Source organism: Acinetobacter sp. NyZ410 (assembly GCF_022828975.1).
Classification (GTDB): Bacteria; Pseudomonadota; Gammaproteobacteria; order Pseudomonadales; family Moraxellaceae; genus Acinetobacter; species Acinetobacter guillouiae.
In genome coordinates, this window is the sequence record NZ_CP094620.1 from 132,915 (window position 1) to 145,648 (window position 12,734).

At 37.5% G+C, this 12,734-nt stretch carries 11 protein-coding genes and 1 pseudogene; 5 read left to right on the plus strand and 7 right to left on the minus strand.

Annotation, left to right across the window (positions count from 1 at the left end):
- Positions 1-3 precede the first annotated feature (3 nt).
- The 4 genes from MTO68_RS00560 to MTO68_RS00575 form a co-directional block, all read right to left on the minus strand.
- Complete coding sequence (locus MTO68_RS00560; protein WP_004718718.1) at positions 4-1,371, minus strand: MATE family efflux transporter; 1,368 nt, start codon at positions 1,369-1,371, stop codon at positions 4-6.
- 127 nt (positions 1,372-1,498) lie between these two features.
- Positions 1,499-2,653 carry a methionine aminotransferase gene (locus tag MTO68_RS00565; protein ID WP_244014617.1) on the minus strand — a complete coding sequence of 385 codons (1,155 nt, stop codon included), beginning with the start codon at positions 2,651-2,653 and terminating at the stop codon, positions 1,499-1,501.
- A 512-nt stretch (positions 2,654-3,165) separates the two neighbouring features.
- The gene (locus MTO68_RS00570; protein WP_244014619.1) at positions 3,166-3,543 is read right to left on the minus strand and encodes a ribonuclease domain-containing protein; all 378 of its coding nucleotides are present in this window, start codon (positions 3,541-3,543) and stop codon (positions 3,166-3,168) included.
- 346 nt (positions 3,544-3,889) lie between these two features.
- Positions 3,890-5,056, minus strand: a complete 1,167-nt coding sequence (locus MTO68_RS00575) for a hypothetical protein (protein WP_244014621.1) — start codon at positions 5,054-5,056, stop codon at positions 3,890-3,892.
- A 389-nt stretch (positions 5,057-5,445) separates the two neighbouring features.
- On the opposite strand from MTO68_RS00575, the pseudogene MTO68_RS00580 reads away from it, so the two are divergent.
- The 3 genes and pseudogenes from MTO68_RS00580 to MTO68_RS00590 all read left to right on the plus strand — a co-directional run.
- A pseudogene (locus tag MTO68_RS00580) lies at positions 5,446-5,586 on the plus strand (helix-turn-helix domain-containing protein); the annotation flags it as partial.
- Positions 5,587-6,595: 1,009 nt separating this feature from the next.
- Positions 6,596-6,883, plus strand: coding sequence for a hypothetical protein (locus MTO68_RS00585; RefSeq protein WP_244014623.1), 288 nt, complete (start codon positions 6,596-6,598; stop codon positions 6,881-6,883).
- Complete coding sequence (locus MTO68_RS00590) at positions 6,883-7,158, plus strand: type II toxin-antitoxin system RelE/ParE family toxin (protein WP_244014625.1); 276 nt, start codon at positions 6,883-6,885, stop codon at positions 7,156-7,158. Before MTO68_RS00585 ends, MTO68_RS00590 begins: the two co-directional genes overlap by 1 nt.
- Before the next feature lie 202 nt (positions 7,159-7,360).
- Here MTO68_RS00590 and MTO68_RS00595 read toward each other — a convergent pair whose 3' ends face one another.
- Positions 7,361-8,380, minus strand: a complete 1,020-nt coding sequence (locus tag MTO68_RS00595) for a carbon-nitrogen hydrolase family protein (RefSeq protein WP_244014627.1) — start codon at positions 8,378-8,380, stop codon at positions 7,361-7,363.
- A gap of 247 nt (positions 8,381-8,627) precedes the next feature.
- Here MTO68_RS00595 and MTO68_RS00600 point away from each other — a divergent pair, with 247 nt between their 5' ends.
- Positions 8,628-9,569 (plus strand): helix-turn-helix domain-containing protein, encoded by a 942-nt coding sequence (locus tag MTO68_RS00600; RefSeq protein WP_244014629.1) that lies wholly within the window; start codon positions 8,628-8,630, stop codon positions 9,567-9,569.
- A gap of 338 nt (positions 9,570-9,907) precedes the next feature.
- Positions 9,908-10,666 (plus strand): SIMPL domain-containing protein, encoded by a 759-nt coding sequence (locus tag MTO68_RS00605; protein WP_034611176.1) that lies wholly within the window; start codon positions 9,908-9,910, stop codon positions 10,664-10,666.
- 68 nt (positions 10,667-10,734) lie between these two features.
- On the opposite strand, the gene MTO68_RS00610 is transcribed toward MTO68_RS00605, so the two are convergent.
- Entirely contained in the window at positions 10,735-12,054 is a 1,320-nt protein-coding gene (locus MTO68_RS00610; RefSeq protein ID WP_004718689.1) for a DUF445 domain-containing protein, read from the minus strand.
- A 28-nt stretch (positions 12,055-12,082) separates the two neighbouring features.
- On the minus strand, positions 12,083-12,649 hold the full coding sequence (locus tag MTO68_RS00615; protein ID WP_004718687.1) for a hypothetical protein: 567 nt from the start codon (positions 12,647-12,649) through the stop codon (positions 12,083-12,085).
- Positions 12,650-12,734: the final 85 nt, after the last annotated feature.

Below are 12,734 nucleotides of genomic sequence, written 5' to 3' on the forward strand. Positions count from 1 at the left end.
CATTTAAATTAAGATCTCAATTGTTTTCTTTTTCCAAACAAATTGATAATACAAACCTTGCATGAGACATAGACTAAAAAAGGTCAGTGCAAGCGCATACCAAATGCCTTGTAAACCAAACCACTGACTAAACAAATAAGCACATGGAACTTCAATGAGCAGGATGGATAAAATATTAAAAATCATAGGAACAGTCACGGTTCCGCTGGCCCGCATGATTGAGGCAAAAATTGCACTTGCACCAAAAAATATAATCGACCACAACACAATAAATAATAATTGTTGACCCAATTCAATCACAGATGGGTCTGTAATAAACAGCGCCATCAAATATTTTGAACAAATATAGGCCAAGAGTACCAATGAACCTGTAATCACAATATTACTCAGCAGCGCCGTTCGCGTCACTTTTGCCAACAGCTCAGATTTTCCAGCACCAATCGCTTGAGCGGCAAAGATGGAACCCGCAATGGCAATCGACAATGCAGGGAATTGGATATAGTTGAGCACTTGGTTGACTGCACCATATGCCGCTGTTGCATGTGCACCATGTTGGTTAACCAGTCCAATCACCACCAGCCCTGCGACCGAGTTGGTCACCATTTGAATACCTGTCGGCACACCCAAGCGCAAAATACTGCGACTAAATTGTGGGTGATAGCGGATATGCTGGATTAACGCTGAATCTGGTCTTAAAGCATGATCTTTTTTATTCAAATAGATATAGAGAAAAGCTAAGGTCGAAATAAAGCCTAAGCCACTGGCAATTGCTGGAGCAATAATGCCGAGCTTAGGTAGACCAAAGTAACCGCCAATCAAGGCTGGGGTTACAATGACGCCCACAATGATCGTCAGACTTGAGGCCATCAATGGTGTAGTGCTGTCACCCACACCACGTAAAATAGAGGTGTAGGTGATATAGATGAATAGAAAAGGGCTACTCATTAACATCCATTGAACATAGGGCAGTGCAAGATGCATGATTTTGGGATCTATACCCAAAAGCAATAGAATTTCTTTGGCAAAAAATACCCCTAAAAAGGCAATGATTGATCCACCAATCAGGGTCATAAATAACAGTGCGCCAACAATGGTACGCACTTTTTCGATATCTTTGGCGCCCCACGCTTGTCCAACCAAAACAGTTGCACCTGTAGATAGACCAATCACAAAAGCCAGCAATAAAAATAGAATCGGAAAAAATACCGAAATTGCGGCAATCGCTTCTACCCCCAGCATTTGCCCAACAAAAATGGTATTAATTGTTCCAGACAGATTTTGCAGAATATTGGTTAGAATCAGTGGGCCAAGGAAGATTAAAAAAACCTTCCAGAATTTGGGTTGGTGAAGCATATCGGGACGAGCTGGCATCTTTTATTCTACTGTCTATTTCGAGTGTCTTTATCTTATTGATAATATAACAAACGCTGAGTAAAAAGCCTGAGTATTTGAGTAACTCAGGCTTTAATTTTACAGAGATGATCTGTATGGATCGGAATTAAATTTGATTTAAAATTTCACAGGCCTGAACCAAAGTTTGCTCCTTTTTAGCAAAACAAAAACGCACTAAACGTAAGTTTTTAGGGGCTTGCTTATAAAAAACAGAAACTGGAATCGCCACAATTTTATGTTCTTCCGCTAAGAATTTACACATCTCTACATCATTTAAATCTGGGCGAATTTGGCTGTAGTCAACATTTTGAAAGAATGTGCCTTGAGAGGGAATTAAACTGAATTTTGAATTTGCAATACCTGAAATAAATAGGTCACGCTTTTGCTGATAAAAGCTTGATAGCCCGTCAATATGTTCAGGATGCTGTTGCATAAAATTGGCAAGCGCCATTTGCACGGGGGTTACCCCACAGAAGTTGGCAAATTGATAAATTTGACGAAATACTTTCATGAGCTCTGGTGTTGCAATGCAATAACCTGTTTTCCAACCTGTTACATGAAAGGTTTTACCAAAAGAACCGACTACAAAACTACGCTCTCTAAGTTCTGGAAATGATAATGCTGAATAATGTTTTTTGCCGTCATAAATCAGATGCTCATAGACTTCGTCTGAAAGCACAATAATATTTTTATCTTGAATCAGTTCAATTAAATTTAGCCAATCTTGTTTAGACCAAATCGCCCCAGTTGGATTGTGTGGGGTATTTACAATCACCATACGGGTTTTATCGGTAATCGCAGATTTGACTTGATTCCAATCCACAGAAAACTCAGGTGCATTGAGCGGGATATGAATAGCTTTACCACCGACCAATTGCACGCTTGGTGCATAACTATCATAGCTTGGATCAAAAATAATCACTTCATCGTCTTGATGAATGATGGCTTGTATTGCACTAAAAATCCCGATCGTTGCCCCCGGGGTGATGGTGATTTCGGTGACTGGATCAAGTTGTAATTGATCACGGTTTAAAAACAGTTGCGCCAGTTGTTCTCTTAACGCTAATAAACCATCGCCAGCAGCGTATTGGTTAAAACCGTCTAATGTGGCTTGGCTGAGTGCTTGTAGCAAAGCTGGTGGTGCATCAAAGTCTGGAAAACCTTGTGACAAGTTAAGGGCGTTAAGACGATGTGCCATAGCGGTCATGATGCTAAAAATGGTGACGCCTTGAGCAGGGAGTTTGGAGTGGATTTCGATCATGACCAGACTGATTTTATAAATGTGTGAGTGGCAGTTTAGCAGGTCGTTTTAAGGAGCTGAATAGGATTAAGTAATCTATTGGTTAGGGGCGATGGAAATGGGAGATAGATGAAGTTGTACTTAATATAGGGAGTAATGTTTTATTACATAATATATTAGGGGGAGTTAAGATGTATGAATGCTGTGAAGCCTATAAGTTAAAGATAGATATAGACTTCGTATAAGAGGCTTTATGTTAAATGGATTTTAAATTAGTGGGGGGATTCCATTGTTTGGGATTTTGAATAAGAGTTTTTTTAGATTGCAAAATTAATGAATATTTAGAAGTTTTTCTGCACTATCTCGCACTCTTGTTATCTTTAAACTTTTAATGTGACAGAGCTTAAATTCAGAGACGGACATAACTTACTTTGCTTTTCTTGGTCGAAAATTAAATTGGGTTATGTCCTTTTATTTCAATGGCTTAAAAAGTTGAGATTAGAATTATCCTATTGCTATAGTTGGTATAAGGTTTAAAGCTTACAGAAATTTATATAATGATCAGAAGTATAGTATCTTTCTGAAAAATTATTTTTTCCATCTACCTTAGCAACCACCCTAAATTTATTATATTTATCATATTCACCTTGTTCAAAATATTTTCCTTCTATGTAACTAAAAGGACTTTTTAATTTTGGAAGTTTACCTTCATTATTTGAGAATATCTGTGTTACGATTTTTTCCTTACCTGTACCACACATACTTGTATCTTTTACACAGACTCTCATACTACGATCAAACTCTCTAATATAGCTTGGTAGTTTGCTACAATCTGGAATTGCAGCAAAAACAGATGATGTAAAAAATACTGAAATGATTAATATGGGATAACATCTTATATTCATTTTCATAATTAATTCCTTATAAAATTAATGCAGATAAATCGGCAGCCTTTAAAACATAGGTCCTAAGACGAAGCGCAACAGACATGAATGTCCGTGCCTCTAGACCGATATATCTATTCTGCTAGTCTAGTGCCGTGAATGGCATAGACTAGCTTGTTGGATGGAAGCCTAACACTGCTGTCTTTTTCATAAACTTTACTTTTTACAGCCTTCCAACCTAGAAATTTTAACCATTTGGATTGTTTGGGTTAATAAGAGTTACCTTATCATGGATAACTGGGCTCAATCTTGGTTGCTTAATAGTCCCTACAACGACAATAGTATGACTAACTAACGTACAAAGCAGAAGCGTTTAGGAAGCATCCTGGACTGTTACTCCCCAAATTTGGAATAGTCCTTTATTTAGTTTGAACGTGGTCACTAAATTGCCAGAGCTGGAATGTTGAACGTCAGTGGTATGAGTTGCTGAAGCACTCGCAGAGAAAAATGGCCAAATACCGAATGTCGCTGAGGTCTTAATCTGTTGATATTCCTGATCACTATATGTTGCATTGCTCGTAACAGTGAATTCGTAATCGCTGACTAGGACTATCTGACTTACCCGACGGGCAAGACTACCGTCAGGCTGCTGGAAAAATGAATCCCAATTCCCTGCGTTGCTTTGCGGATCCCAGATGCTCATATCATTTTTGGCATTGATGGCACGTTTGTATTCATTATCTGAGTACCAATTACCGCGAGTAACGCTAAGTGTTGCCATCTTGTTAATTTGACCTTGGATGGTAAAACCTGAAGTAGCAGCTTTTGCATTTAGCTTCTCAAAGTCTCCTTTCACACCACCATCAAATATATTCCAGAATCCACTTGCGGCGCCGTCAATTTGGGTTTGAGTTAGTGTTTTCTCTGTTTCAGTCGAGTTGAAGTCGATTGTGAACGGGCCAGCCCCTTCATTGAGCTGAATCTTAGCATTGTCAAGGGTTGGGGCATAGATTGGCAAAGTCGTAATTTGGCCTGATGTACTGGTGAATTGCTGGTAATTTGATGTTTTACGGACCGCATCTAAGGCTAAATTCAGTGGTGCCTGAGCCTGTTTCTGGAATGCAGAAAGGGCTCCAGGGATACTCTGAGGATCCAGGCGTTGGTTAGCGAACTTCTTGAAGACCACCTCTTGCGCCTCTTCGCTAAGTGGATTTGCTGTAAAGTAAGCATTCCTGTAATTGATCCAATTAATATAATTATCACCGAGATAGGCAGCGAGATCTGTGCCGTGCTCAGCAAGGAGCGCTTGCAAGAGCATCTTGTAACTACCAGAAAACGTTACCACGCTACCTGCATCGTAGAGATCTGTGTTGGGTGGAATAGCATCAGCCATACTGAATAGGCCGCTGCTGTCGGTGGTTTGAAGACCCAAACTGCCCTGAGCTAGTTTAAACGAACTATCTAGGCCGAGGGCTTTAGTTACTACCTCTTTCCAGGCAGCATTAAGTTTTTGTACATTTGTTTTAGTATCAGAATTCATGGTATTACCTCATATGAAGATCCTAATCGATCTTTTTTTAAAAATTATTATATTTAAGCCTATCCAATATTTATTTTTTAGTGTTTTTAGACTTTTTCATAAGTAACTTTTTCATAAGATAATGGTGTCTTATCATTGTAAATAATGATTGGTTTTCGCCATTATAAATATAAAATCAGCAACTCATAATAATAATTTTCACACACTATATAAATAATATTTTTAGCCCTTAAATATATTTTTCTGGAAGTAAAAACTTATAACAATTTTCTAAGAAATAGAATTTAAAAAAAACAGACCTAGACTAGTTGGCTTCAATATAAGCATGTATCTAGTTGAAAAATAGGTTATTAAATTAGGACTTACTTTTATATAAAGAGTTTTTAAAAATGAGACTAAGTCCGCAAAAAATAACAATGCTGATAAATATGTTCTGTCTAGATAACACTGCATCTAAAACAGCAGAGCTAACGAGAATAAATAGAAATACTGTAAATTATTGGTATAATAAATTTAGAAACTTAATTTACTTAAAAAGAAAAAAAGAGAGATCTAGTTTTGAATACAAAGACAATTCAAATTTAAATTTTCATAAATTGGTATTATCAATTCATAAAAAAGAAAATAATATTTTTATAGATTTCACTCCTGTTGATGAATATCATATGTTAATTTTTTTTTTAGAAAAAACACTAATAAAATTATTAATAAAAATATTAATTACATTTTTTTAATTTCTTTGGAATATTCAAAATTTATTTCATTTTCATCTGATACAAGGGAACTTAAATTATTTTGGATTTTTTGTGAATGCCGCTTGTCTAAATTTAATGGGGTTTCCAAATATTTTGATTTACATTTAAAAGAATGTGAGTGGAGATGGAGAAATGATAATTTAGAGGAAGATTTAATATCTATGGTTAAAGAACTGAATTTAATGAAATAATACTCACTAATAAAGATATAGGATTTTTAAGTTTTCCTAAAAATAACATAATACCGTTTATGCGAAATGCTAATTTTTTTCTTTTCACATCAATGCCTTAATTAAAGCCGCTCTAGGGGTTAACCTACTAGAACGGCTTTTGATAGATTTTTCACGTTCCACGATTTTTAAATCAAATTTTTACATAATTGAAAATCATATAGACTTTTTTGATCAAATATTTTGAACATACTAGATTGAATCGCTTTTTTACTGGTTTGGTTAAAACCCTCTAACTTCCAATGGCTCATCCTGAGTATTTGGAACATGACTAAAATAGTAATTGTCCTTGGTTTGAAAGAATATATCAAAACTTTGGCTCATTAAGGGATCATACTGGCTTTGTTTCAAATAAATCAGTGCTATTCGATTGATGTAGTAATTTACACAAACCAATATATCCAATAGTTTAATGGCAACTAGTTCGTTTTTATAGCTAAATATCTATGAATCAAGCAGTCATTTACTTCAAGATCCATCTAAAGGTTTTCTGTGCGTCATATATTGCTTTGTGTTATATTTGAATTCAAATGTAACACATTGGAGCTGAAACTATGACTGAAGCGACTTTCACATTCCGAGTGGATGAGTCTTTAAAGAAAGAGTTTTCTAGTTTTGCGAAAGATATGGATCGTAGCGGAGCACAATTATTACGTGATTTCATGCGCGATTTTGTAAAGCAACAACAAGAAGCGGCATCTTATGATGTTTGGTTTCAAAAGCAAGTACAAATTGGCCTAGATCAGGCGAATGCGGGGAATCTGATTTCTCATGAGGACGTAGAAGCTAAATTTGCTGCAAAACGAGCTGCAACATTGGCACGGTTGACTGCTAAAAAGTAATGAAGATTCTTTGGACCGTAGATGCACAATTAGATCGTGAGAGAATCTATGATTATCTTGATGAAAGGAATCCACTTGCTGCAATTGAATTAGATGAGTTAATTCGAGAGAAAGTAAGTTTACTGGCCCATAATAATCTCATGGGACGAATTGGACAAAAGAAAGAAACAAGAGAATTGGTTGTTTATCCACATTATGTTGTGGTGTATGACATTGTAGATACAGTCCGTATTTTAAGAGTCTTACATACATCGCAACAGTGGGATGCTAATTAGAAATAATTTAATTTGATAGAAAAAGGTTATCAAAATTTAGGAAATTATTATTTGAGACATGGTTTAGAATTTATTTTAAACAATAAATTATTTTATAGCCAAGGAGCCCTCTATTAAAGAAAGGCCCTTGTAGAACCTTTCTTTAATTAAAAATTGAACAAGATTGAGTTCGCCTTCACAACCAAAAATAGCAAATCCTCACTTATTCTCCGTCAACCTCCAATTCTGCTGTCACATCTACATTTGTTGGCTCTATAGAGGAACGTACAGCGGGTGCTGAATAAATCACGTTGGGTTTATGTTGAGCATTAAATACCAATTGAAAAACATCTGGACGAGAATAATGTCCTACAGGATCTGCTGCATTTTTAGCAAAAATAATATGATTAAGATCAATGTCAGCGATTAATAGACCTTCTTCATCTTGGGCAAGTGGAGTGGCAAGATCACCACCATCAGGGCCATAAATTCGTGATGCACCACCACCGGTTTTTAATAACTGTTTCTTTGTTTCATCGCTACATAAAGCGTCAATCATTTCCTGAGAAACGATCGCACAAGATGCAAGCACAAAACATTGTCCTTCAGCTGCATACAGACGTGAAGCCGCATTGTTGACTTCTGCGCCGAGTGCGGCAGTCATATCCGTATATAAGCTAAAACTAGGCCATGCTGCGATATGGATTTGTTCGTGCTGCGAATACATTGCATAACGGTTTAAGGGCTGTAAATGTTCCCAGCAGCACAGCGCCCCAATACGACCAAGCGCAGTGTCATAGACTTGCAGAGAACTACCATCACCCTCACCAAATAAAGTCCGCTCTACATGGGTGGCTTTTAATTTTCGACGTACAGCGATGGTTTCACCATGATGATCAATAATCCATTGGGAAATATACAGACTGCCATGATCACGCTCACTCAAGCCTAAAACCACATGCATATTATATTTTTTTGCAGCATCCGCAATTTGTTTGGCTTGGTCACTATTAAGCTCAAGTGAGTTGAGATGGTATTGATATACCCATGGCATATTTGCAGCGGGAGAATCTAACCATAAAAACCATGGATAGCCAGGAATCCAAGTCTCTGGAAAGGCGATAAGTTCAACCCCTTTTTCTGCTGCTTCGGCAATAATTTTGATGGTTTTATCTACGCTTCCTTGTAAGTCGAGAAATGCAGGAACCGCTTGTACACAAGCGACTTTAATTGAAGTTTTCATGAGTGATCCTTTCTCAATAACTAAGCAATATTGCACTTTTGGTTATAAAGCCAAAGATTGATCAGGGGGTATGCTGAGCAGGCACAAAACATAGATCTATACGGAACTAAAAATCGGAAAAAGATTCCAAATTTAAAAGAGATAAATTTTGCTTGATCTCAAAATTAGGGGGCGCTGAGTTGAAGGTTTACAAATTATGCTAAACGGATTAGCTTTATTGTATAAGCGTCTAAAAATAAGAGAGACAATGATGTTTAACTATGACACAAGGCGTGTCAAAAATAAGCTGCAACGTGACTATTGGCAGGATGCGATTAGTCAAGTATTTGTACCATTGACCTGTAATGTTTCTGTACAGGATGGCTTTTTTGGTGCTTTGTCTGCAAAACATATAGGCAATATTCAACTGGTTGAAATCAAAGGCTATGGTCAACATGTTGAACGGCATGCCTCCAATATTAGACATAGTCATCATGATGAGATTTTATTTATCTTCCTGATAGAAGGCCAAATGGGTGTTCAATATCATGGTCGTGAACAATGTCTCAGCCAAGGACAATTTATTTTTCATGATACCCAGCAGCCGTATGATTTGTATTTGAATGGACAATTCAATCAACTAGTGCTCATGTTACCGCGTGAACAATTTCAACAGTATTTTGGGCGACCTGACCAGTTATGTGGTCATGCTTTTGGTGATGGGCATCCACTGAAAATTTTATTATTAAATTACGCTCATGATTTATTTTGGTTCCCTGAGCAGGCTTCAACAGAACTTCAGCAGGTGGTACTGCATAAATTTTTTGATTTACTGCGTTATGTGGTTCTTGATCAGATCAAAGACAAAACGCCTCGATCAAGTAGCCACAGCATGCTCGTACAGGTCAAGCATTTAATTCTGGAGCACTTAGACAATAGTGGGCTTAGTATTCATGATATTGCTCAAGATCTTCGTATTAGTTCGCGATATATCAGTAAACTTTTTCAACAGAATGAAACCACATTTGGCCGTTATGTGATGCAAAGTCGTTTGCAATTAGCCAAGAAGATGTTGATACAGACCAATGAACATACGCATAAAATTAATCAAATTGCCTATCAATGTGGATTTGATGATATGTCGAAATTCTCACGTGAATTTAGAAAACATTATGGTATATCACCGAGTATGATGCGTAAGATTAACTAAATAGAACTACAAAAGAGTGAGAAGTAAAATTACCGATAAGATGGTTACTAAACTTGTTATTTTTAAGCCCACAAGATCCAAACTGAAATTTCATTCAAGCGTTTCAGAGCAATTTTAGATGGCTTAAATGCACTTTAGCAGTGATTTTAAGCGCTGAATCGGATCATGTAGATTTCATATGATGATTAGATAAATTATTCTGATTTTTATAAGGCGTGATTAATCTTTATAGGCGATGCAAACCATAAAGCAATATTGTTTATAGGGGCAAAGTGGGTTGACTTGTTGTAGGATCCTTACTATAACTTATTTATAATAATTTTAGCGATACTACAATAATGGAAAATAAATCAATCACATATAAAACTTTATGGGTCTTTGCACTCATTCTAAGTTTAGGATTCATTATTTCGGCAAGTGTCATGGGCTATGCACTTAAGCAGTTTAATGGTGAAAAAAATTCAATAGTGGTCAAAGGGTTGGCTGAAAAACCCATACAAGCGGATCTAGCACGCTGGGAAATTCATCTGCAAACCAGCCGTGCATCAGACAGTGTTTCAGCTGCCTATCAATTGTTGGATCAAGAAATAAAAGCACTACAAGATTTCTTTATTGAGCATGGATTTAAAGCAACAGAAATGAAACTGGGTAATAAAAGCTCTCAACCCTATTATGAAGAAGTGAATCAAGGCGAGGGGAAATTTACCCGTGAGTTTAGAGGCTATACTGCGATGCAATCACTAGTGATAAATAGTCGTGATATTCAAAAGATTGAGAAAGCCGCAAAAGATGCGTATTTATTAGATGAAAAAGGCATATCCATCGAGCAAAAACCGCAGTATTTGGTGTCGAATCTAGAAGAAATAAAAATGTCATTGATCGCCAATGCAACTAAAAATGCGCATAGTCGTGCCAATGAGTTTGCAAAAGTCGGTGGGGTAAAAGTCGGTGCGATGCGTTCTGCAAGTCAGGGTGCGTTTTATATTTTACCTGAAAGTGGTTCTGATGATGACAGTGATTATGGCGGTGCTTATGACAAAGCCACCATTAATAAAATTGCGCGGGTTGTCGTGACCATCAATTATGCGATTGATTGATACAGCATTTAAATTGATAAAAAGTGCAGTGCTAAAAAATGGGAGCTAGACTCCCATTTTTTATATTCTTAAATCGCAAAATCAATCACAGCACGAATCACACCTAAACTTAGACCAATAAATGCACCCACCACAACACCATTAACACGGATCATATGTAAATCACCGCCTACCTCATTTTCAATCTTGGCGATCATTTCGGTAGAGTCCCACTCATGGATACGTTGACTAATAAACTTAATCACTTTCTCACTATATTGGTCACTTAAATTGATGGCAATTCCGCTGATTCGATCATTCAGCAATTCTCGTACTGACTGATTTTGCATCAAGTTTTCACCAAGCTGTTGAATGGCGATACGTAAATTCATGGCAATACCTGAGTCTGCTTTAAGCAAGTCAGATTTAACCGCATCACATAAAATCACCACAGCACCAGTAATAAAGTTGAGTACCGGTTCACTGTCTAAAAGGGCATTCTTGGTTTCATTTAAACTAATGCTGGCATGACTATTGTTATCTGCCAGTTGTAGCATAAGCTCATGTGCAGCTTCTTCAATTTTTTGACGAATAGGATGCTCCTGATCAGCAAGCATGGATTCCACTTTTTCAATCACTGAATCAATGGTCCGTTGCTCAACATCAATCCCAATCCAGCTGGCACCTTTGGCAAGGCGTGAAACACCAAGCTCTTTAAACATGGTTTGAGTGATTTCACGGGTTTTTTCAGGATGGGTCATCATCCATTCATGGGCAATATCTAGTCCACGTTGTAATACATCTTGATGGAAATCATTTTCTAAAACCGCACGCAGCATTTCACTTGCCAATTGGTTCATTCGAGTATTTCGAACCCATTGCACACTGTTGTTTTGAATAAAGCGTCCAATTTGGTCTTGCCCAACGAATTCGAAAATTTTCGGAACCGTTTGCTGAATCACATCCACCACTTGACCGTTATTTTTAGGATTGGCCAGCCATTGACCCACAGCAAAACTAAGATCAATACTTTTTAAACTACGTTCAACAATTTGTGGAGAGAGAAAATTCTCTTGGACAAATTTACCCATCGATTCCGCAATACGTGCTTTATTACGTGGAATGATTTCGGTGTGATCCTTGAGGAATTTAGGAATGGGAATTTTCCCAAAGGGATTACGAAACAACACAGTAATCGCATACCAATCGGCTAAGCCACCGACCACGCCAGCTTCAGCACCCAGCATGAGAATATGAATAAACCAAGCATACTCAGGCATCAGTTTGGCGGAAATGATCAAAGCAAACCATGCGACAACGGCCACCACCAAGGCGATGGTCGCAAAGCGTTTGCTTCGATCTAAGTTTGGAATTTCATTGAGAACTTCACTTTGTTCAATTCCGCTCATTCATTTTCCTAAATCGATTTCTGCATTTTTATTTCGTTGATGTTACCGCATCAGGCTGTGGTTGCAGTACTTGTCCTGTCGGACTAACACCATATTTTTGTCCTAAAGATTGCAAAATCAGACGAGCGTCAAATGCATCATTTGGCGATGATTTTTTATCTTTATAACATTCTATCGTATAGGAAATTTGCACAGGGTCAATGGTCACCACTTGTGGCATATCATAAAATGGGTCATTCCAGAACACAGGATGACGACGATAGCCCCAGCCATATGGATAGTAGTTTGATGATGGGTAAACTACTGCTTTACGAGGCGGTTGCTGAGTGCGATTACTTGGATCATCTAAAACCTTGAAGTAAGTAAACCCATTTAAAAGCGTTGTTTGTGCGGCTTTGACAAGGTTAATTTCTTCAGCTGTTCCAAAACTCATATTGCTATTGCCTTGGAAGCTGATGCGATAGCTATGATCGTTAAGTGGAACCGTAGTGTATTGCCCAAGCTGGTCAAAGGTACGTGGTTTGCTTGGTGTCGTCGCACAACCTGTGATGGTGAGCGCCGCTGCAATAGTTAGACCAATGAGTACTTTGTTCATGTGTCTCTCCTTTCCATTCTTCTGGATGGAATTTAATGAATTTATAATCCTCAGTATATTGTTCTAAATTGATGGACTGACAATG

Excerpts from the sequence above, each read along its gene's own strand:
- MTO68_RS00570 (WP_244014619.1), bottom strand. The coding sequence starts at position 3,543 with ATGAAAATGAATATAAGATGTTATCCCATATTAATCATTTCAGTATTT.
- MTO68_RS00575 (WP_244014621.1), bottom strand. The coding sequence starts at position 5,056 with ATGAATTCTGATACTAAAACAAATGTACAAAAACTTAATGCTGCCTGG.
- MTO68_RS00600 (WP_244014629.1), top strand. The coding sequence starts at position 8,628 with ATGATGTTTAACTATGACACAAGGCGTGTCAAAAATAAGCTGCAACGT.
- MTO68_RS00615 (WP_004718687.1), bottom strand. The coding sequence starts at position 12,649 with ATGAACAAAGTACTCATTGGTCTAACTATTGCAGCGGCGCTCACCATC.
- MTO68_RS00605 (WP_034611176.1), top strand. The coding sequence starts at position 9,908 with ATGGAAAATAAATCAATCACATATAAAACTTTATGGGTCTTTGCACTC.
- MTO68_RS00565 (WP_244014617.1), bottom strand. The coding sequence starts at position 2,653 with ATGATCGAAATCCACTCCAAACTCCCTGCTCAAGGCGTCACCATTTTT.
- MTO68_RS00585 (WP_244014623.1), top strand. The coding sequence starts at position 6,596 with ATGACTGAAGCGACTTTCACATTCCGAGTGGATGAGTCTTTAAAGAAA.
- MTO68_RS00560 (WP_004718718.1), bottom strand. The coding sequence starts at position 1,371 with ATGCCAGCTCGTCCCGATATGCTTCACCAACCCAAATTCTGGAAGGTT.
- MTO68_RS00610 (WP_004718689.1), bottom strand. The coding sequence starts at position 12,054 with ATGAGCGGAATTGAACAAAGTGAAGTTCTCAATGAAATTCCAAACTTA.
- MTO68_RS00590 (WP_244014625.1), top strand. The coding sequence starts at position 6,883 with ATGAAGATTCTTTGGACCGTAGATGCACAATTAGATCGTGAGAGAATC.
- MTO68_RS00595 (WP_244014627.1), bottom strand. The coding sequence starts at position 8,380 with ATGAAAACTTCAATTAAAGTCGCTTGTGTACAAGCGGTTCCTGCATTT.